This is a genomic window from Bythopirellula superficialaquae (assembly GCF_059632245.1).
Genome location: NZ_CP197426.1, coordinates 327,333 through 347,158, shown reverse-complemented (window position 1 = coordinate 347,158; position 19,826 = coordinate 327,333). Strand labels below are relative to the sequence as shown.

Here is a 19,826-nt window from a genome sequence, read left to right as displayed (position 1 = left end):
GCTATACCTCCTTAACCGCGACGCCTACCAATTCCCAATCGCCAGCCATCGTGTCGGCCCCGTCCGAGGCCAAGCGAGTGATTTGCACACGCAAAATTTCACCTGCCTCTAAATCCGCGACGCTCAGCGCATCAAATTCGCTTTCCACCAACACTCCACTCGTCGCGGGACATGCCACAACGAGATCACCACTAACGCTCGCCGCAGGCAGAGAATCGAGGTTAATTCCAGCGGCAATTGGCGTCAGCTCCACGCGCAGCTTCACGTTCCCGCTGGTAGCTGATGTTGATGTTCCCGTCACAACAACATGAAGCTCGCCCCCTTTGTAGTGGCTCGGCACAACCGCCTGAAATTGTGCGGACTCATTCGCACTCGCATCGAAATCGAGCACGACGAACTCTCCCCGCAAATCGAGCGTGGCAAAATTCGCCGTCGGCGGATGATTCGCCAAAGGATCAAAAACCAAAATCGTGTCACCTGTTGCCATCTTGAATCTCCAACGCCCAGGGGTTGCAACCCCTGGGCGTGCCTCCCTTAACCGTTCACACTTACCCCGTACACTTCACCACGAACCGCGGATTGATCACCGCCGCTGCGCCTCGTTCGCTCGCCTTGAACCGCAGCAGGATGTCGTTATTGAAATCCGCCTCGCTGTTGATCGGCGCTTGCGTCACCGTGATCGGCCAGTTCTCCATGTAAGCAAACGCCTTCCTGAAGTCGCCCACAAACCACCATTTCTTCGCTTCGACGGCCGCGACCCCAGCGGCGATGACCCGGCGATAAGCCAATCGGCTTTCCACGACCTTGTAATTGCCCAGCGGATTGGCCGCCGTGGTTTGCGTGGCCGCGCCACTCGCGCCGTAGTTGATCTCGACGGCATTGAACACTCGGTGCGCCGCGTGACGGTACGCCGGCATCACCAGCACGGTCGTCCCTCGCACGAGTACCGGCTCACCCGTATTAGGATCGAGCATGTCGGCGAACAACTGCTCCGCCGCGTCGACGTTCGTCCAATCCACGAGCGCGATGCCACCCAATGAGTTCACCCACGGCCCGTTGGCGTAATAAGTGTCGTAACTCGTGCCGTTGGCCTTGTAGTTGTTCGTCTCGCCGATCACGACGTCGAGCAACCGCTTTTCCTTGTTCAGGCCGAGGATCTCACCCACTTCCGCGGCACGGCTCAAAATCAAATGAGTGCGATCGAAGAAAATTGCTTCTTTCGTCACCGGCACAATGAAACCACGCTTCGCCGTATTAGGTGTTTCGATGAAGTCTTCACCGAATCCGAGATGCGGATAAGGCATCCCCGGCGGAACTTCGTCAATGTTCTCCTTCAACCGCCCCACGCCTGGAATCTTCTCGCCATCAAGCCGCGTCGGAATGGTCTGCACCAGCTTCGACACGACAAACGCTTCTTGCGTGTAGGCATCCAGAATCTTGGCATGCACCACTTGCCCCGCGACGTTGAGAAACGCGGTGACGTCGACCCCTTCCATCGATTCCGTCACACTCACCTGCCCACTCGAGCGCGGGTCCAACAAGCGAACCCACTGTCGACCATCTGGCACGAGCGCCTCCGCCAAATCACGGATCGAAAAATCCTCGGGAGCCAAATGCTTTTTCTCTAAGGCCTCCGACAGGTGCGCGACGGTCCGCTCCGCACCATCCAATTCATAACGTCGTTTCAGTTCTCGATAATTCAATGACACGAATGTCTCCTTGGTAAAAATGTTCCGTAAGTCTTGGCGAGCCATAAGCGTGAGTGCCTAGCGTTTCTCCGGTCGCTCACGCTCCCGGCTCGCCATCCCCCTATGCCGCGGCTTGCGGCCCCCCCTTCACCAACGTGCTCACCACGTCCACCAGCACTTTGGCTCGCGCCGGCGATACGCGCTTCACACACCGACCAATTGCCAGATTCGGAGTCGCCACCTCATCAACCAACTGATTGTCGAGCTCGCCCCCGCCCGCATCGTTGCCACCCAGGAAGTCGCCCACGTCGAAAGTCGCCGCGGCACAATCGAATTCAAACACTCCAGTCGTCGCCACGCGAATCGGATCCGACACCCCCACCGGCGAGCACTGCATCGCGACCCCCACGAACTTGTCGTGAAACGATTCCTGTGTCGCCGCCAAAGTTTCCTCTGCTTCAAGTACACCCGCGGGACGCACGTCATCGGTTTCCAAATACACGAGATCGCCAATCTCGATCGGGATGTCCGCATCCACCGGCATCATCACAGGATTCGTTTCGCCATACCGCCATCGCATAACATTCGACATCAATTGCCTCCAATCAAACAAACATGTGTAATAGCCGCCGACGGAAGTCGACGGCCTGACCAGTTACTTACCCACCTTCAACGCCCGCGCGAAATCCACCGACGTGCTTTCACTCGCTGCGCGTGATTCACGCACGGCCAGCTGATCGCGCGAACGGGGTCCCGACGTCCGCCACCACGCGTCGTGCCAACTCGAAGCCTTGCGCACCAGTTCCGCCCGTTCCACGATCCGTCGTTCCACCTCGTGCTCGTCGCCGAGCGCAAGTAGCGTTTCAATAAACGCCGCGTTGACGATCCCCTCGCCTTTACCACTGGCAACACCCAAACGAGCCGGCACGGGCAAGCCATGCTTGACAAGCAATTCACTGATTCGCTGCCCACGCTCCAGCACGGCAATCCGCGCGGACGTTTCTTCATGCAGCGTTTTCAATTGCGAATTACTTGATGCTTCGATTTCCGCGAGCAAGTCCGGCCGATGAAGCTGTAGATTTTCCAGCGTCAGCGCGTCCCAACAGCCTAGTGGCTGCTCAACCTGCTCGAATAACCCTTCCGTCGCAGCCGGATCGGCCACCAAATCGACGCTCTGCACGCGCGTGATTTCCTCCACAAACGTTCCTTCCTCCGTGCGGCTCAACTTGGCTTGCACGTTGTGCGAAAAGCCCACGTTCCGCGGATTGTGCTCGGCATCCCAAGCCAGTTGCTCGGCAAGTGCGTGCTTGGGATTGAAATGCAAATTGCCGAACAATCCTTCCCCCGCGCGAAATTCCACGTCCCGAATCACACCGATGCGGTCTTGATAATCCCGCGGAGCAAGCGGCCCGTCTTTGGGATGATTCACATTGACTTTGGCGTCTTCATACAACGTCGACGCCTGCACCAACGCCGCTTCGCGATACCGCCGACCGTTGCGGGAATGAAGCCCAATCAACTTCACCCCCCACAGCACTCCCTCCTCGCGATCAATCCGCAACGACACCCCCCGCGAGTCGGCATATTCCTGGATTTGCTCGTTTTGTTCTGTTTCCATTTTCTCGCTTTCTTTCTGACCGTAGGCCGGAACAAGCCGTGCGCAGTTCCGGCAATGAATCCGTAAAAAAGTTTCCTGCCGGAACTCGCTACACTCGTTCCGGCCGACACATTCCTGTAAGTCCACAAAAAAAGCCCCGGCCGAGACACATGTCTCAACCGGGGCTTAAGTGTGATACCAGCATTTCTGCCGGCTCAGTTAATACCCAAAATAGCTGTCAGCTATTAGCTCTTAGTTTTTAGCCAAACAATTACTCTGGCTAACAGCTAAAAGCTAACGGCTAATCGCTTTTCTTACCTCACCATTCTCTCCACCGCCACCTTCGTGTATTGAATATGTCCATCCTGCACCGTGATCGTCACACTCGCCGAGCCATGAAACCCCGCCACGCAGGCGTTCTCAATCACCTTCTGAAACTCGGCTTGTGCGACCTGCCGTTTGTCGACCTTCGCACTCGTGGTATTTGCTCTCATCATGCGTGTGAACATACCACAACCCGGTGGCCATTTCATTAACGATTTTTGGCCACTTCGAATTTTCTTAATTCCCTTATCTTCACGCAGAGGCGCAGAGATCGCAGGATTTGTGAACGCCAGTTACCTCTAATTATTTATTAGTGCCAATTAGCGTCTATCAGCGGTTCGAAAATCCGTGTTTCTTCCGTGTTCATCTGTGGCTTATTTTCTCTGCGGCTGATTTACACAATCAATTTCAACTTCATGAGGACCTGTGCGGCGGTCTGCTCGATGGTCGCGTTCGTCGCGTCGATGAGAGGATAACGCCGGCGCTGGCATTCCGTCTCGAAGTCCAACACCTCGCGAATCACACTTTTCAGATCGTCGTACTCGGTTCCCGGCGCGCCGGCTTCCTTCATTCGCTCGACACGAATTTCATGCAATCGCTTGGGCTGCATCGTCAAAGCGACGATCTTCTTCTTGGGAATTCTGGTTAGCTCGGCGGGGAATCCCGTCGCCGGCGAAATTGCCACGTTCGCCACTTTGTAACCACGCGATCCCAAATACAACATCGTCGGGCTTTTACTCACGCGGCTCAATCCCACGAGCACGATATCTGCCTTACTCAGCGTCGAGAGACCCAGATTGTCGTCGTGTTCCATCGCGAATTCCATCGCTTCGATCCGCCGCTGATAAGCTGCGTCCATGCTGTGTAGTCGCGTCAGATCGTTGTTCGAAAACTGCCCCACGCAGTCTGCCAGGAAATCAAACAGTGGCCCCGTCAGATCAAAATGAGGCAGCCGCTGGCGTACGCAGTAAGAGCGGACCAACTGCTTGCTGCCTGCATCGGCCAGGCCATGGATCACCATCACCTGCGAACCACTGATCCCTTGCAGAATCTGCTCGATCTGCTCCGGCGTAGTGGCCAACGGATGCGGCACGATCTCGAACTCGATGTTGGAAAATTGTGTCGCGGCCATCGTTGCCATGCGAAACAGCAAATCTCCCGTCGAGCCCGAGATTAAGTGCATCGTGTACTTCTCGCGCACTTCTTCGGATTGATCGGAACGGCTCGCCGTGTCCTTAACGTTCTTCTGAGAGGTCTGTTTTTTGGCCATGCTGTTGTTGTAACGATTCCAGCGAAACAAGTACACCAATCCCTGCTTGACTTCGCTATTGAAGAATAGACCGCAGACAAACGCGGATTGAACGGATTCTCACGGATTTGATTTCGAAACAGTGAATTCTAATCTGCGTTAATCCGCCGAATCCGTGTTCATCCGTGGCCTATTCCCATCCGCCGACTATCCTCCTTCCGCCTTCCCCCTTCCACCTTTCTTCTCACCCCCTGTGCATCACCAAATTCTTCTGCTCCTGGTCGTAATCCAATCCCAACTTCAAGCTCCACGTTTGCGGCGAGAGAATCCCTTTCTCATACGCGATCTTCTCCACCTGGGCCTGCTGTAATGTGTTCCTCACTTCCAAACTCGGCGGCGTGATTTGGATATCGACCCACTTATGAACTTCCAGGGGCAACCGCCCCGCATCGACGGCATGGGCAATCACCCGCCACAAGAGTTCGCGGTCTTCGTTCTTGAGATTTCCCTGCAATCGCTCGAACATCTTCACCGCCGGACCTTCGGCTACCAATGTCGAAGCGTAATTCGAGTTCGATGCATCCGACGTAAACATAAACTCCGGCATCACCAGCCGCGCGGCCACTGCCCGCAACTCTGCCTGCAACACGGCCACGAAATTGCTCGCATCGATCCCCGACGCGGGAAAATCGTAATCCATCCCCGCCGGTGCATCGAGAATCGTCCCTGGAGCATACTGCGAGAGATACCGCGTGCGACCGCCAATCGTCGACGTCTGACTTTGGTCGGCGACAAATTGCTCCACGCCCGATCTCGATGCCCCGCGATGTTTGCGAATCAACGCGATGGCCGATTGAATCTCCGCGACGACACTCATGTTACGCAGCAACTTTTCGATCCGCCGCAGATTCTTCCGCACTGGAAAATACAACGGCAACCCACGCTTCACGTTGGCATCAACATTCGCCTTACGATGTTGAATCTCCGCGGCGTTCACCGGCTCACCGTCGATGTAGTACCCAAGCACCGATTCCACGTCGTGCTTCTCGGTGTGAATGCCAAAGCTCGCCTCAGGCACATTAGCGACCTCGCGCGGCGTGGTCACTTGATCCGGTTCCACGAATCGCGTGCGTGTCACGCCGTCGGCATCGATAAACAATCTCAAGAAGACTTCGCCATCGCGATCCAACCGCCGCACGATCTCCTGCTGCCGTGCCTGCCAACGATTCACGAGCAAAAACTCATCAATGACGGCCTGCACTTCCGCTTCCAATTCCGCGGGAGCGTCGATCCCTTTCCGCACGCAGGCCCGATAGACGTGCCCCGTTCCGACCAAATAGCTTACGCGGTTTTCAATGCCGTTGATCGCAAACTCGTTCGTATTTACCAGATGTCGCACCTGATTGCGAACTTCAGCCAACTCCTGCTCCGTGGCAAACGGCACGCTCAACCGAGGACTCCCCTGCCCTCCGACCGACAACATGTTCCACATCTGCCCCGTGTCATCGAGGTACGCTTCACGCGGATCGACAAACAAATCCCACAAGGCATCAAACGCCTCCGACAACCGTGATTCCCAACGCTCTGCTTCTAAGTTCATGTTTTTCTTTCCTTCTTTGCAAACCAGTAGCTGACTTGTCATTCTGAGAGAGCCTGAGCGACCGAAGAATCTTGCCGGCCACATCTAAAACGTCTAGAGCCTGTTTGAGTAGGCAAGCCAGATTCTTCGGGTCGCCATGTTTTCCCTGCGGGAGTTTATGGCTCCCCTCAGAATGACCTTGTACTGCCTAGGCTCCCTCGGAATGACATTCGTTAACTTTTACTCACCCACAATCAATCTCATCCCCAAACCATCATCCCTCGTCCCACCTCGAAACACTTCCTCCGCCAACCGCAACGCCATCTCCAGCGCATCCGGCCCGTCGTCGTGCGAGCCCAATGGAAAATCTTGCAGTTGATTGACCAGCAACTTCGTCGACGCGTTGCCGCGTAAGAATCGCAAACGCCGCTGCGATAAATAGGGTCCTAGCCGGCGAATCCGCATTCGCTTGTTGGCAAAGTTGTGAATCGCACTCGGCACGCACCAGAAAATGCCTTGCCGCGCGAACGCCGCCACAAATTGGTCAGCCAACAACTCCTGAAACTGATTCGCCTCGACACCAAAGGCCTGAGCCTGATACTTCTTGCATAATGCCACACCATCGCTCACGATCCGCTGCGTGTCCCGCCGTGCCAGATCCGCCGCCACGTAAAGAATTCCCGTGCGGTCGACGCCCAGCACCGCAAACGCCGAGTAATCGCCATGCCGCGACTCCCGGCCTTTGCTCGGATCGAGCGCGATCGTCGTGAATTGCAAATCCTGTGGCCAGTAGTCAAACCAAATTTCGTCACCAAAATACTCGGCGGGCCATTCGCACTTCTCCGGATCAACCGGCGAATTCTGCTTCTCGCGTTCAAACGCCGTACGGCCACTCTCGGCCCGCATTTTCATCAGCGTGTATAGATCCTCTTCCGCCGGCCACAAAAGGACCGCACCAAGTTCCATTGCCGCGCGATTCTGCTCGAAGAAGATAAGCGCATTCTGTGCCGCTCCGGGGTTCTGCGGATCACAGTAAAGATCTTCCCACTCTTGCCAGAGGTCCATATTGGCCGGCCAATCCTCGATGGCCGCAAACTTCCGCGTGATCCAACCTGCTGACTGGTCATGCAATTGCATCGCCAACGCCTGGCGGTGCAAGGCCGTCGCCAGATTGATCACGTTGGTATTCTTGTTGCCGGCCTTCAGCAACGTGCCATGAAACCACGACCGGCTGCTTTCTCGTTGGCGAGCCGATTGCATGTGTCCGTCATTCTGCAAATCGTCGCACACAATGAGCGACGGCCGGGCAGCCCTTTCCCGGCGACCGCGCAACTTTTGCCCCGTGCCGAATGATTCAATCACCGTACCGTTGGTAAGCTTGATCCGATTCCCAGCGTGAGTTCGACAACGCACGTGAGGGTAATGCTCTTGGAGCACTTCGTTCGATTCCAGTTCGGCCTTGATGTTCTCCAAGTGAGCCTGAGCTTGTGTTTTCGTATCTGAAATGATCCAAATATATTCTTCCCACCCTTCGAGCGCTGCCCGCAACACGTAGCAGAGCGTGCCGATGGTCGACTTCGCCCCGCCGCGCGGCCCCATAACATTCAATTTTGTTCCCCGTCGTAAATGCATTTCGTCGAGTTGATCACCCAACCACTCGTGCATCTGTGAGGGAGCTTTGCAGAAATGATTGGGCAAATACCGCTGTCCCCACTCCAGCGTGCTCAGTTGCTGATGATTGGTTGCTAATTTCTTTTGTCGCCCGTGAATCTTCAGGGCCTGCGAAAGCCACACCACCACCATCGCCAATCTCGAAATCCAGCGATGAGCACTCGCGAAAAAGTAGCCACTCCCTTTGTACATCACTGTGCGTCTTCCTTACTTTCAGATCCTGCCATATCTTTAGGTTCCGGTTCCGCGAGAGCGAGCACCGATCTCGGCAGCACGCCCCCCGCTTCTTGTTCCAACGTAATCGCCAGCGCCGCCAGGCTTGTTACCAATCGTTCACGGTCGTCCTCGCGAGTGACTTCACGAAACACGATCTCCACCAACTCGTCGATGAGCTCCTGAATCTCCGCCGTCGTTAAACCTTTGGCCGTGCGACGTGAGTATCGTTTCTGCGCTCGCCGTTCGAGCCACCACGTCGCAGCCCTCCAGTTCTTTTCATCTTTACTGGCCGCGTGGAGCAGTTTCATTCTCAGAAACTCCGCTTGCCCTTCGGCGCGCAGCAAGACTTGCTCAAACTCGGGGTCGCTTTTCAGCACCTGCCGCAATCGCTTAACCGTCCACCCCACGGCCTTCGCCGCCATCTCGCGGTCACAACCCATCGCAAGCATCGTACGCACGGTTTCCTGCTGATCCTTCAGGTTCTCGTCGCTCATGATTCCCCCACAAACTCAAACGACACCACCGCCCGCCCCGTCGAACTACGGTACTGCTGAAACTGACTCACGCCGCGCGAACTGGAACCTGTTTTCTTGACGTTCACCGTCTTCCACAGCGGCGAATGTTTACAGTGTCGAATCAACGCCGGATGACTGCTCGTGACGTTGATCCGAAATCCCTCTCGCCGATGAAGCGCCGCCACCGCAGCCACCACCTTCATACCGATGCCCATCCCCTGATAATCCGGCAATGTCACGATCCGCGTGAACCGCCGATGAAGTTTGCGGGTGATGATCGGCACGGTCGCACAAAACGTCACCGGCTCGCCGTTCCAGAGTCCCAAATAACACCGGGCCCCGGGCGCGAGCGAACCACTCAGATAGTGATGTCGCGCAAACAATTCCCACGCAGCCATTTGGCAGCGATAGACTTCCAAGTGAATCGTCGGCCGCCGAAGCCGCCTCCGTTCTAGCCGACCCGTCGCCATATCAAGCACCCAATCCGCTTCGAGCCACTCCGCCACGTCGTAGTGGCACGTCACCGCAATAAACCGGCACGGAATGCTGCCGCGACGAATCCCCTTGGCAATCGCCGTGGAGCACGCCTTCGCCACGTTGCGATCCACGACGCTCGTGTATTCGTCAAAGACAACGAGTTGCGAGTTTCGCGTTTCGAGTTCATTTTCTTTCCTCGCAACTCGCGACTCATAACTCGCCGCTAATGCTTTCGCCAAATCACACCGAAACCTCTCCCCACAGCTCAGCACCTGATACGGCTTGATCCACGACGGCGGCGAACTGAATCCCACCGCCGTGAAGAGTTCCACGACCTGCCTCACGGGAATGTCACCAAAGCAATCGATCACCGCCTTGTCGCTTGGCCAATCACTTTCGGTATAAAGTTCCGCGCCATAGAATTCCCGCGCGATCGTGCTCTTGCCGCTCCCCGACGGACCAACAATCAGCCCCACTTCCCAATGCTCAGCCAGCGACGGCAGCTCCACGCGAAATCGCTCCGTGCATTTTTCGGCAAGCGGCACGTCGAACATCCCCGCCACCTGCTGCACGCGAAACGAATCAAACACAGGACAGGAAACTTGCACTTCCAACTTCGTCACTTCAACTCCCTAATGCAGAGACTTAACCAGCGCCTAGCAACTCACAACTCCTCATAATGTCAACACCCGACACTTGTATCCCTCACCGCGCATCCGTTCGTAAACTTCCTGCTGCTCGTCTTCATCTTTGCATTCGACAACGACCTGAAACGCCTCAGGGATTTCAACTTCTGGGCGATCACTCGATGCAGCAAACGCGGCGCTCGTTCTTTCCTCCGCTTCTTCAAGCTGCGCGAGCATCGCCACCACGCCAGGACTTTCAAAATCGCAATCGCCCAGCAGTTCGTTGAGACGCTCACCATTGATTTCGGCGAGATCAGCCAGCGGATCGTGCGTGAGCAAAATCTTCGCCGCTTCTTCCTCATCCACATCGAGCACCAACACGGGCACCACTACATCGGGCGTCGTTTCCGCGCGTAAGTGGCCGTCGATCAAACCCAGCCGACCGTCCGGCAGCTCCCGCACCAACAACGCGTCGGCGTAGCCCACTTCCGCAAGCACTCCCCGCAACGCATCGCGTTGATTGTCGGGATGGGTGCGCCAATTCCGCGGATGCGGCACCAACTCCCCGGCGCGCACCCGCCGCAGTTCCTTCACTCGATCACGAATCTGCATGGACTTACTCACTTACTCACTTAATTCACTAATTTCCCCAACAACTCACGCACCTCCTTGATATCACTTCGCAATTCGGTGCGGAGTTGCTGGGTCGAAACCTCGATCGCCGTGAGTCGCGCCCTCACCTCCGCGATCTCACGGCCCGAGGCGAAACGATCTTCGTCGACAACCGCTGGCACTTCGCGATCGACGGCAAACGACGCCGCTGCCGCACCCACTATCGCAGCAATGAGCGTCGCCGCCGCCGGCCAACCAAGTTGTCGTTGTGTCACTTCAGGCATAGCACAACCTACTTACTCGCCCCATTGCCAGCTGTCTCGGTCCGCAAGTTCGGCGAATCGGTCGGCCCCAACGGTTCCTCCGTGGGACGTACACCCGCCGCCAAGTCGACGCGATTCGCATCGCCGGCAAACGCATTCAGATACTCGAGCACCTGCACATAGTTGCCGTACATCCGCATCGAATCTTTCACGTAGATGAACGTCCCGCGGAATCGGCTTTCCAACCGCGTCCAATTCACAATCGCGCGGTCGATGGCCCCCAACAAAATGAGCGCGTTCTGGCTGCGAAAGTTGAGTTGGCTCCCCAACGGGATGTTGGGATCGCTCCCATCCAAGGCCCAAGGCAACGAAATCAAACCACCGGGCGCTTCTTGCACTTCATCGCCACCAAACGGATCTTGCGCGCCGGTGAGCGTTTGCTGCACGTCGGTCGCATGTTCGATCAATTCCCCCAGCGACAACTTGTCAGGGTTGTAAGTCACGCGCCGCCGCATCCGATCCGAAGCGAGCAAATGATCGACGTAATGGTTCTTGGTCGTTTCATCCAAGCCACCTCGCACGCCAAACTCATCGTTCGAGACGATCTCGCTACGAAAATCAAACAAGGGTCCCAAAGCCGCCACGATGTGCAAGTTGCGAAACTCAGTAATCGCACGCCGAAATTGTTCTTTCCCAGGTTCACCCGCAGGCATGTTCTTTCTCCTTTGCAATACTTGATGAATCGTTATTTAGCCGCGGTGCTTGCACCGCGCTCATTACTCACGACAAACTTCGTGGGGGCAATGTCGTTGAATCGTTCTCTTAGTTCCCGCCTCAACTCGTCGGCCCACGCCGCTCGTGCCAAGTCCGCGTCACTGTCGGCAACCGCGTCGAGTCGGTCGAGCGCAAGCCGTCCAGCAATCGCGTCCTGTAACGGGTCACGTCCTTCCAGCTGCGAAAGTCGTAAAAGTTCTCGACCTTCACGGTCATCGCGTTCGATGGGTTGCTCGACTTCGCGAAACGTCGCCTCCGCCATAACCGCGGAGCCCTCCTTACTCGTGTCCGTGGGGAAAGCCACTCCCGCGGCGACCTCCCACGCGCCGCCACAACCATCCCGCCAGCCACCCGCCAAGAGTCGTGGCAGCAACAACACCCCACCCCGTCGCGCCAACGATCCCTTCCGCCGCTCGCGGCTTAGCGCCCCACCCCACCAACTCGCCGCGCGTCACATAGTCGCCACGGTCCTGCTTCCCCCGCTCCAACGCCGCGATCCGCCGCTCAATCTCTAATAGGCTCGGCGAGCCCGCTTCAGCGGGCGGTGAGGGCGGAACCAAAGGCGGCGCAGTAACAACAGGCTGCATCCCCCCACCCTGCGGCACCCTCGGGCAAACCCCATTCGGGCACCGATAAACAAATGTGGTCCGCTTCCCCAACACACGATCTAAAAATCGCCGCAACGGCACGCCCGAACTCGCGTAGGTCACGCCGCCCGTTTCGCCCCACACCACGGCGACCAAATTCCCTTGCTCATCAAACACACCCCCGCCCGAATCCCCCGAGCGCACCGCGTCCCCCACAAGCACACTTGTCTGGCCCGTGTTGTTCGCTTCACCCACGACCGCACCCTGGGCACACCGATACTCACCATGGGGACCAAAACCACAGGCTTGCAGTTGCGCTGTCGGCTGAATTTCAAACGCGACTGGCGCTCGTTCACAATCAGGATTGCTAATCGCCAGCGCCGCCAAATCGGCCTCATGATCGATCGCCACGAGTTTCGCACCGTGTGTTTTGCCTCCGGAAAACTCAACAACGACCGTCCCAACCCCTTCGCTAAACAGATGCGCACAGGTAAGAACCAAACCCTCGCGACCATCGTCGGTCTTATCCACGAGCGTGCCACTCCCCACGTTATTGAACGTGGCCAACCGATTGTGAACACGGCACACCGCTGCACGTGGTTCCGCAAAAGCAAGTTGCGGCGTGAGAAGTAACATCAACATCAAACTGCGCATCTCACACCTCCCCCAGCGTGAAGCGGTAACGATAAAACGCACTCCGCGCCAAGTCAGCCGGCTCAGTGATCCGATCCGCCAAATGCGGCACGGGATCTACGCCACCACCTACTCGATCCGCCATGGCACAAGCTTGCGAGCAGAACGGCGGCCGCGTCTCCACGTGGGCATCTTCCATCGCTGGCTTCACCAGCAGCCGACAGAAGGGGGCGTGCAACAGCGCTGCCTGCAACAATCCGCCGTAGCCGTAATCACACCCGGCCAGTTGCAGCATGAAACGATTCGCGCCGTGGCGATCGTATTCGGGCCAACGGTTGTCGGGATTGACGGCGAACACATCGATCAAGCCAGGAAACTTGCGTACCTGACTGGCCAACGTCACCGCCCTGCCCCCCTTAAGCTCACGAATCTCGCAGCAAAACAAGATGTCGCCCCACCAAATCGCCCGCGCAGCATGCGTATATTCGCTGCGCCCCGCCGTGCCGATCAGTCGCGAAAACAGTCCCCTGCCACGAAACAACAGCAAATCCCCATTCCAAATTTGTGCTGCGCTCTCCGACAATCGCACGAAATTATCTCGCTTTTCATTCACTCGCCTGTTCCTCACTGGGCACAAAAAAAGCCGACCGCAGGACAAAACCCTCAGCAGAGGATTTCGTCTCGCGGTCGGCTTGTGTGATACCCCCAGAACTTTGAAATTCTGGATGGGCTTCGTTCAATACCTCACGAACAAACGCACCATAGCACAGTGCGTGGCACAATTTCTACAAAAAAATCGGAAGAAACTTTTTTGGCGCCGGTACTTGTACCGTCACCCCGCCGCAAGCGGCGTGGCTAAATCATTACCGGCTAATCATATAACGCCGATTGGCCACCCGGCCGGCGTAGTCGCGTTCATACGCGCTGAACTCGGCCCACACGGGAAAGTGATCGGAAATCTCCAGCGCCTGCTGCTCGTTGAGATTGTAATTCCGCATCACGTCGAAGACCCCCGACCGGCCCGTGTATTCGGTCGTCGAAGGTTGATGAATAATGAGATTGTCGTATTGCTTGTCTTGCCGCGTGTTGGTCGAAACGCCGGCAATCAAGGGCAAGATGCCCGGGAGTTGCCCCAGACGCTGTAAGTGCCTGTCGTCGGCATTGAAATCGCCGACCATGATCACGTCGTCTTCCTGGCGTGCCGATCGCCGTACCACGCGATAGACTTCCGCGAGCGCATCGAGTTCTACCGCCAGATCACGCGGATTCGGATCGGTATGAACATTCACGAGCGTGAACGTGAAAGCCTCATCAGGATCGACCCCGCGGACCGCAAACGTCGCCACCAACGGTTCGCGATGCAACAAATCGTCGGGATCGTTGATCGTGTAAATACTTTGAGGATCCACAGTAATGCGGTCGGTATCAAAGATGTACACATATTGCTCTTTGCTCACCGTGCGACCCAGCCGCGGGCCGATCACGTGATCGTAACGCCGCCCCGGTTGATTGATGAGTTGCACGAAATTCGGAATCAAATACTCATTCTGGGAGCGGACTTCCTGAATCGCTACGATATCAAACTTGCGAATCATATCCGCCAGCCGCACCATGACGTATTGTTTCGATGCCTTGGTGTTGCCGAACGCTTCGATGTTGAACGATGCGATCCGAATCACCGGCCCGCTGTTGGGAAGTCCCGGGGGTTGAACTTCGGCGGCATTCGACGAGACCGGCTGATAATTTTGCGTCTGAGAGGGCGCGGGAGCCGACGAACCATTCCAAGTGCCTGGCGAACGATACGGATTCACCGCCGCAGGCTGATTGCCGTCGGGGCGCACCGCCATCTGGCTGAGTCCCCCTCCTTGCAGGAAGAGCCAACTCAGATAGCCAATCACACCAAGCGTACCGAGCGACAAGAACCGTTGCACGAGCCCCTCCTTGGGCAGCGAGCAATACATATAGCCCGATCATTCTGGTCGGGGAAAAATTTGCCCGATCATCTTGATCGGGAAAACAAGCGCAGCGCGCGCAACACCTGCGCGGCAAAGAATATCGGCCAACCGCAATTGCTGCCAGAGGAATACGCGCGATTCAGCGGTGCCGCTTGCGGCTTAGCGCCCCACCCCGCTGCCGCATGCTAGCAAAATTTTTACAGGAGATAGCAGAGCAAGCAGAGAAACATCAGGATAACTAAAAACAACTAATCTTCGTTAATCATTTCATTGATTAGCGCATATCAGCGCTGATTAGTGTACCAAACCTCTTCCCACCTCTGCTCCCTCTGCTTCCTCCTGTAAATCTCTTCATAGAACTCCGCGAACGCCCAATCAGCGTTCATCCGCGTTCTATTCACCGTCGAGCGTGCTTCACCAAATGCCCCAGCTCCGGCAATATCAACTTATCCATCGCCAGCCGCACCGCCGTCGTCGACCCCGGCATGGCGAGCACCAAGGTGTTCTCGATCATCCCGCCCAGCGCCCGGCTTAACATCGCCGCCGCGCCAATCTCTTGAAAGCTGAGCATCCGAAACAATTCGCCAAACCCCGGCAGTTCTTTGGTCAGCATTCCGGCGATCGTATCCGGCGTTTGATCGCGCGCGGCGATTCCCGTCCCGCCGGTCAGCAACACGGCATCCACGTCCGCCGAAGTCACGTACTTGAGCAACGCCTCGCGCATGGGAATCGGTTCGTCGGGGACGACTACGTGCTCGACGACGCTATGCCCGCCCGCTTGTAGGCCTTCGACAATCAATTGTCCGCTCTTGTCGGTAGCGGGCGTGCGGCTGTCGCTCACCGTGATCACCGCACAACGGACGGCCGGTGGTGCCGATTGCCGGTGTTCTTCGGCCGACGGGCTGCAATATCGTTCGGTCATTTTCGCACTTTTCCGCGGGATTTCTCGACTTGGGAACGGATCGACTATAATTGAAGATACCGAGCAAGTGGCGAGAATACCACGGTCCGAGAATAGGACTCGGATTGGGCGGATTGTCACTGATTATTACAGGAGAAAGCAGAGGGAGCAGAGAGGGAAACTCTAATAACCGCTAATCACCACTAATAAAAATTTCTTGATTAGTGGTGATTAGCGCTGATAAGTGTTCCAAATTTTTCCTCTGCTCCCTCTGCTAACTCCTGTAAAAGAAATCCGCTAAGATCCGTCCAATCCGCGTTCATCTGCGTTCTAATAATTTTAAGAAACTTTCATGTAACGTCTGTCTTTGCCATCTATGAAGTCTTTCAACACACACATCCTGTTCTTCTCGATCGCAACAGTGCTGTGTGCTGACTTGACCTATGCCGATGTGTTTCATCTGACCGATGGCGGGCAAGTCTCCGGCCAGCTCTTGGAACGTGGCGACAAGGGCGAGTACATCGTCAAAACCGATCTCGGCGGCAACGTCACGCTTGCCAAAGATCAGGTGCAAGACCATGTCCGCGAGAGCGAACATCAACGGGAATACGAAACTCGCAGTCGTTCGCTGCCCGATACCGTCGCGGCTCATCGCTCGATGGTTTCCTGGTGCAAGGAGCACAAACTTTCCGATCAGGCCGATCACCATTTGCAGCGGATTATCGAACTCGATCCCAACGACGAACAAGCCCGCACGGCCTTGGGCTTTCAAAAGCATCAGGGCAAATGGTTCAAGCGTGACGACATCATGGCTGCACGTGGCATGCGGTTCTACGACGGCGCCTATCGCACCGCGCAAGACATCGCGTTGCGTGAACGCGACAAGGCTCAACAGAACGCCGAGAACGAGTGGTTCCAGCAGCTCAAACTCTGGCGCAGTTGGCTCGACGGGCGCCGCGTGGATCGTGCCGACGAGGCATTAGCGGAAATTCGCTCGATCACCGATCCTCAGGCGGCCACGTCGCTCGTGAGAATGCTCGCCTACGAAAAGGATGACGGCTATCGCCCGTTGTGGATGGAAGTTTTCAGCCAAGTCAAGCATCCCGCCACCATGCGGGCACTGATTACTCTGTCGATTACCGAACCTGATCGCGACACGCGGATGCAATGTGTTGAGTATCTCTTGGGTATGGGCCAAGAGATCGATATCTCGCCCTATGTAAAAGCGCTCCGCAGCAAAGACAATGACACGATCAACATTACGGCGGAAGCTCTCACCGAAATCGGCAATCCCGAAGCGATCAGCCCCCTGATCGATGCCCTCGTAACGCGGCATAAAATTCCGCTGCCATCGACCGGCGAAATGTCGGCGTCCTTCTCACCCGACGGCAGCGGTGGTGGCGGCCTGAGCGCAGGCAGCAAACCCAAGTTTATCGAGCGAGATTTCGAGAACGTCGCCGTGCGCCGGGCACTGATTGAACTCTCCGGCGACCAGGATTTCGGCTTCAACAAAACGGCATGGCATCGCTGGTACGAGAATCAACGCAGCCAGCAACTCATCCGCGACCCCCGCCGCGACGAATAATTGAACTCTGCTTTGCGTCACTCCGCATCTCAGCGAACTCTGCGTTTCAATTCTTCGGAGTTCTAGACAGTTTGTTTCTTCAGCCCAAATGGCCAATCGTCGACGACCATCGTTTCCGCTACGCGGTCTTCCAAGTTGGGTCGAAAGATTGTCAGCAGCAACAACGGCAAAAACCACGCGACAAAAACACCGCCGTTGCTGGCGTTCCAGAACTGCGTCGCCGCCATGATCGCTCCGGTGCAGCAAATGAGTGTCGCCAGATTTTTTTGAAATGGCCAGATCGTAAAGCCAAACGACAACGCCACGAACGCCGCGATAATGGGATATCGAAACACGGGATTCCAGAATTGCCAAATTCCTAGAAGGTTCGCTCGCGTCGGCAGACGCAGACCGAACATCCGTATCGTGTTCTCGACAAAGCGCTGGGTGTCGGTCGCCGTGAACGCCAGTGTTAACACCAGCACGACAATCATCAACAGCACACCTGCCACGAACCGCTTTAGCCCGCGCGTCCAATAAAAACTGCACCACAGCGGAATCAAGAACGCGGGGTAATACACCGTTCCCGAAGCAAGTCCAATCATCATCCCGGCGAGCAACGGTCGACGATAGCAGACTATCGACCAAACCAACAACATCGCGGGGACGGCATGAACGGGATCGCCTGTCCACAGGGCCGTGTAAGGCAACAACAGATAGCTTGCCGCCGCGGCAATTCCCATCGTGATATTGTCGAAGTGCCTGTGACCGATAATCAACATGCCGACGACGATCATAACATGGGAAAAAATGGCAACTACGCGGACCGTGGCCTCTTGAATGCGCCTTTCTTCCCGCACGTCGGTCAACGGCGTAGGAGGTTCGCTCCGAGGCGTGGCTTTAATAACGGTCTGGGTTGAAATCCGCGGCAGCCGATAAAGCAGAAAAAAGCCGGGCCCATCCGCGGCAAAGCTTCCTTGCTCTTCATCCATCACCTGGTCGTCGCGAACTTCCTCGGTCGTACGGCCGGGACGCAAATTTTCCGCCTTGGGATCGCCCGTCACGACGTTGGCCATCAAGAAGAACAGCAGCGAGCTGCCCATGAACATCAAGCCCGCCGCGTTGAGATTGGGATCCAACAGCGGCCGCCGGACCATCGCGTTGTCGACCAATAGTCGCAATAGGAGGATTAGTTCTGTGGCAAGCAACCACAAGAACCCCAAGTGCTCGATGGCCAGCGCGTTCTCCGCCGTCTTGTTTTCCCACGACCACTGCACCAAGAGTAACCCCGGTGCGAGCAGAATTAGCAGGAATAAATCGACGTTCCGTACGCTCAACACGCGGTTGAACTTGAAAAACAGAGCCAACATCAGCAGCGACGAAAGATAAGCCCAACTTGTGGGGTTAACTCGCTCGTAATGGAAAAGAATCTCGGGCATTTGATCTTAAATGCCAAGCGGCACAAATCCAATAAATAGCCGGCGGGCACGAGGCATCGATCCCGCCTGGAAAAGTCTCTTATCTAAGCCTACTAAGATAAGTCCTGGGCGCGGAAGTGCAAACACCATAAAACTTCATCAAGCAGGATGAGCCATGATTCGCCCAGAATCTATAGACATCTATTTTTGTAACCTCCCCTTGGCCGTCTCAGCCCAGGGGCTTTCGGGGGCCAATTCCAAGAATCGCCGCCAATGCGGCTCGGCCTGGCCATGGTGGTCCAGGCGATCAAGGGCGGTCGCCAGATGATAATGCACGTCGGCATAGTCGGGATGAAAGGTGAGTGCCCCCTGGAAAGCCGCCACGGCTAGTTCAATTTCGCCATGCTCGGCCAGCACGCAACCCAAATTCGCACGGGCTTCAACATATCCCTCATCAAGCTCTACGGCCATGTAGAACCTTTCACGCGCCGCGGGAAGTTCGCCCATCCGATAAAGCAAGTCGCCGAGCGCAAAGTTCACTTCCGCGGAAGGGCCTTCAAACGCGAGCATCATCCGATACGCTTCCGCCGCTTGAGCCAAATCGCCTTGATCTTCCCAGTCCTGCGCCGATTGCTGTAGATCGCTCGCGGGAGAGTTTTCTTTGTCCGGTGAAACCACCGAGTGAAGCCCAATTGCCGCGACTTCGTCGTTCGCCGTTTCAAAATCAATGAGCAACTGCCCCCCGGGTTCGGCCAACTCTTCGCCACGCCTCAGGAACAACTGTTTGCCGACGACCACCACGGCTGGATCGGCCAAAGGACGTTCCAACTCCGGTACTTTTCGAGCAAATTCCACGAGCTTGCGATCGATCACGCGAAGCGAACACCCAGCCTGGAGCAATGCCGCCAGATGGCGTGCGATCCCCACTTCCGTGAAATCAAAGTAGGGGAGCCGTCCCACGGTTTGCGATGCGTGCAAGAAGCCACAACGCTGCCAACGCCGAATCGCCGCCGTCGGCACATGCAACAATTCCGCCAACATCGCCGGCGTGTACAGCCGCATAATCTCGGCAGACGGCTCGGCATTGGGACTGGAAAAGGACATCAAGAAACGCTCATACAATCAGAAAACGGGGCTGCCTGAAAGCTCCAGTTTCTGGCCCTGAGTGAGCGCTGTC

The 19,826-nt window shown here is 56.4% G+C and carries 21 protein-coding genes; 1 reads left to right on the top strand and 20 read right to left on the bottom strand.

What is annotated here, in order from left to right:
- Position 1: 1 nt before the first annotated feature.
- The 18 genes from SH678x_RS01505 to SH678x_RS01420 form a co-directional block, all read right to left on the bottom strand.
- Positions 2-487 carry a hypothetical protein gene (locus tag SH678x_RS01505; protein WP_496921115.1) on the bottom strand — a complete coding sequence of 162 codons (486 nt, stop codon included), beginning with the start codon at positions 485-487 and terminating at the stop codon, positions 2-4.
- Positions 488-548: 61 nt separating this feature from the next.
- Positions 549-1,709: a phage major capsid protein gene (locus SH678x_RS01500; RefSeq protein WP_496921114.1), complete on the bottom strand. Its 1,161-nt coding sequence runs from the start codon at positions 1,707-1,709 to the stop codon at positions 549-551.
- A 100-nt stretch (positions 1,710-1,809) separates the two neighbouring features.
- Entirely contained in the window at positions 1,810-2,280 is a 471-nt protein-coding gene (locus SH678x_RS01495) for a hypothetical protein (RefSeq protein ID WP_496921113.1), read from the bottom strand.
- Positions 2,281-2,343: 63 nt separating this feature from the next.
- Entirely contained in the window at positions 2,344-3,306 is a 963-nt protein-coding gene (locus SH678x_RS01490) for a hypothetical protein (RefSeq protein ID WP_496921112.1), read from the bottom strand.
- 293 nt (positions 3,307-3,599) lie between these two features.
- Positions 3,600-3,818, bottom strand: coding sequence for a hypothetical protein (locus SH678x_RS01485; RefSeq protein WP_496921111.1), 219 nt, complete (start codon positions 3,816-3,818; stop codon positions 3,600-3,602).
- A gap of 185 nt (positions 3,819-4,003) precedes the next feature.
- A complete protein-coding gene (locus tag SH678x_RS01480; RefSeq protein WP_496921110.1) occupies positions 4,004-4,909 on the bottom strand; it encodes a pyruvate, water dikinase regulatory protein in 906 nt (301 codons plus the stop codon).
- Between the two features lie 193 nt (positions 4,910-5,102).
- Positions 5,103-6,458 carry a phage portal protein gene (locus SH678x_RS01475; protein ID WP_496921109.1) on the bottom strand — a complete coding sequence of 452 codons (1,356 nt, stop codon included), beginning with the start codon at positions 6,456-6,458 and terminating at the stop codon, positions 5,103-5,105.
- 219 nt (positions 6,459-6,677) lie between these two features.
- Positions 6,678-8,300, bottom strand: coding sequence for a phage terminase large subunit family protein (locus tag SH678x_RS01470; RefSeq protein WP_496921108.1), 1,623 nt, complete (start codon positions 8,298-8,300; stop codon positions 6,678-6,680).
- Complete coding sequence (locus tag SH678x_RS01465) at positions 8,300-8,818, bottom strand: hypothetical protein (RefSeq protein WP_496921107.1); 519 nt, start codon at positions 8,816-8,818, stop codon at positions 8,300-8,302. Before SH678x_RS01465 ends, SH678x_RS01470 begins: the two co-directional genes overlap by 1 nt.
- Positions 8,815-9,939: a GNAT family N-acetyltransferase gene (locus tag SH678x_RS01460; RefSeq protein ID WP_496921106.1), complete on the bottom strand. Its 1,125-nt coding sequence runs from the start codon at positions 9,937-9,939 to the stop codon at positions 8,815-8,817. Before SH678x_RS01460 ends, SH678x_RS01465 begins: the two co-directional genes overlap by 4 nt.
- Before the next feature lie 51 nt (positions 9,940-9,990).
- The gene (locus SH678x_RS01455; protein ID WP_496921105.1) at positions 9,991-10,554 is read right to left on the bottom strand and encodes a ParB N-terminal domain-containing protein; all 564 of its coding nucleotides are present in this window, start codon (positions 10,552-10,554) and stop codon (positions 9,991-9,993) included.
- 20 nt (positions 10,555-10,574) lie between these two features.
- Complete coding sequence (locus SH678x_RS01450) at positions 10,575-10,838, bottom strand: hypothetical protein (RefSeq protein ID WP_496921104.1); 264 nt, start codon at positions 10,836-10,838, stop codon at positions 10,575-10,577.
- 8 nt (positions 10,839-10,846) lie between these two features.
- A complete protein-coding gene (locus SH678x_RS01445) occupies positions 10,847-11,530 on the bottom strand; it encodes a hypothetical protein (RefSeq protein ID WP_496921103.1) in 684 nt (227 codons plus the stop codon).
- Between the two features lie 32 nt (positions 11,531-11,562).
- Positions 11,563-11,853 carry a hypothetical protein gene (locus SH678x_RS01440; protein ID WP_496921102.1) on the bottom strand — a complete coding sequence of 97 codons (291 nt, stop codon included), beginning with the start codon at positions 11,851-11,853 and terminating at the stop codon, positions 11,563-11,565.
- Positions 11,854-11,869: 16 nt separating this feature from the next.
- Complete coding sequence (locus tag SH678x_RS01435; protein ID WP_496921101.1) at positions 11,870-12,832, bottom strand: S1 family peptidase; 963 nt, start codon at positions 12,830-12,832, stop codon at positions 11,870-11,872.
- A gap of 1 nt (position 12,833) precedes the next feature.
- Complete coding sequence (locus tag SH678x_RS01430) at positions 12,834-13,424, bottom strand: hypothetical protein (RefSeq protein WP_496921100.1); 591 nt, start codon at positions 13,422-13,424, stop codon at positions 12,834-12,836.
- A 250-nt stretch (positions 13,425-13,674) separates the two neighbouring features.
- Complete coding sequence (locus tag SH678x_RS01425) at positions 13,675-14,772, bottom strand: endonuclease/exonuclease/phosphatase family protein (RefSeq protein WP_496921099.1); 1,098 nt, start codon at positions 14,770-14,772, stop codon at positions 13,675-13,677.
- A 391-nt stretch (positions 14,773-15,163) separates the two neighbouring features.
- On the bottom strand, positions 15,164-15,688 hold the full coding sequence (locus tag SH678x_RS01420) for a MogA/MoaB family molybdenum cofactor biosynthesis protein (protein ID WP_496921098.1): 525 nt from the start codon (positions 15,686-15,688) through the stop codon (positions 15,164-15,166).
- A 355-nt stretch (positions 15,689-16,043) separates the two neighbouring features.
- Between SH678x_RS01420 and SH678x_RS01415 the strand changes: the two genes are divergently transcribed.
- A complete protein-coding gene (locus tag SH678x_RS01415; RefSeq protein WP_496921097.1) occupies positions 16,044-17,252 on the top strand; it encodes a HEAT repeat domain-containing protein in 1,209 nt (402 codons plus the stop codon).
- Between the two features lie 62 nt (positions 17,253-17,314).
- On the opposite strand, the gene SH678x_RS01410 is transcribed toward SH678x_RS01415, so the two are convergent.
- Positions 17,315-18,670, bottom strand: coding sequence for a hypothetical protein (locus SH678x_RS01410; RefSeq protein ID WP_496921096.1), 1,356 nt, complete (start codon positions 18,668-18,670; stop codon positions 17,315-17,317).
- A 180-nt stretch (positions 18,671-18,850) separates the two neighbouring features.
- On the bottom strand, positions 18,851-19,753 hold the full coding sequence (locus SH678x_RS01405; RefSeq protein WP_496921095.1) for a tetratricopeptide repeat protein: 903 nt from the start codon (positions 19,751-19,753) through the stop codon (positions 18,851-18,853).
- Positions 19,754-19,826: the final 73 nt, after the last annotated feature.

What these genes read in the sequence shown, in the direction of transcription:
- SH678x_RS01470 (WP_496921108.1), bottom strand. Translation starts at nt 8,300, where the DNA reads ATGTACAAAGGGAGTGGCTACTTTTTCGCGAGTGCTCATCGCTGGATT.
- SH678x_RS01465 (WP_496921107.1), bottom strand. Translation starts at nt 8,818, where the DNA reads ATGAGCGACGAGAACCTGAAGGATCAGCAGGAAACCGTGCGTACGATG.
- SH678x_RS01475 (WP_496921109.1), bottom strand. Translation starts at nt 6,458, where the DNA reads ATGAACTTAGAAGCAGAGCGTTGGGAATCACGGTTGTCGGAGGCGTTT.
- SH678x_RS01450 (WP_496921104.1), bottom strand. Translation starts at nt 10,838, where the DNA reads ATGCCTGAAGTGACACAACGACAACTTGGTTGGCCGGCGGCGGCGACG.
- SH678x_RS01485 (WP_496921111.1), bottom strand. Translation starts at nt 3,818, where the DNA reads ATGAAATGGCCACCGGGTTGTGGTATGTTCACACGCATGATGAGAGCA.
- SH678x_RS01405 (WP_496921095.1), bottom strand. Translation starts at nt 19,753, where the DNA reads ATGTCCTTTTCCAGTCCCAATGCCGAGCCGTCTGCCGAGATTATGCGG.
- SH678x_RS01425 (WP_496921099.1), bottom strand. Translation starts at nt 14,772, where the DNA reads ATGTATTGCTCGCTGCCCAAGGAGGGGCTCGTGCAACGGTTCTTGTCG.
- SH678x_RS01415 (WP_496921097.1), top strand. Translation starts at nt 16,044, where the DNA reads ATGAAGTCTTTCAACACACACATCCTGTTCTTCTCGATCGCAACAGTG.
- SH678x_RS01505 (WP_496921115.1), bottom strand. Translation starts at nt 487, where the DNA reads ATGGCAACAGGTGACACGATTTTGGTTTTTGATCCTTTGGCGAATCAT.
- SH678x_RS01495 (WP_496921113.1), bottom strand. Translation starts at nt 2,280, where the DNA reads ATGTCGAATGTTATGCGATGGCGGTATGGCGAAACGAATCCTGTGATG.
- SH678x_RS01455 (WP_496921105.1), bottom strand. Translation starts at nt 10,554, where the DNA reads ATGCAGATTCGTGATCGAGTGAAGGAACTGCGGCGGGTGCGCGCCGGG.
- SH678x_RS01420 (WP_496921098.1), bottom strand. Translation starts at nt 15,688, where the DNA reads ATGACCGAACGATATTGCAGCCCGTCGGCCGAAGAACACCGGCAATCG.
- SH678x_RS01440 (WP_496921102.1), bottom strand. Translation starts at nt 11,853, where the DNA reads ATGGCGGAGGCGACGTTTCGCGAAGTCGAGCAACCCATCGAACGCGAT.
- SH678x_RS01435 (WP_496921101.1), bottom strand. Translation starts at nt 12,832, where the DNA reads ATGCGCAGTTTGATGTTGATGTTACTTCTCACGCCGCAACTTGCTTTT.
- SH678x_RS01445 (WP_496921103.1), bottom strand. Translation starts at nt 11,530, where the DNA reads ATGCCTGCGGGTGAACCTGGGAAAGAACAATTTCGGCGTGCGATTACT.
- SH678x_RS01490 (WP_496921112.1), bottom strand. Translation starts at nt 3,306, where the DNA reads ATGGAAACAGAACAAAACGAGCAAATCCAGGAATATGCCGACTCGCGG.
- SH678x_RS01410 (WP_496921096.1), bottom strand. Translation starts at nt 18,670, where the DNA reads ATGCCCGAGATTCTTTTCCATTACGAGCGAGTTAACCCCACAAGTTGG.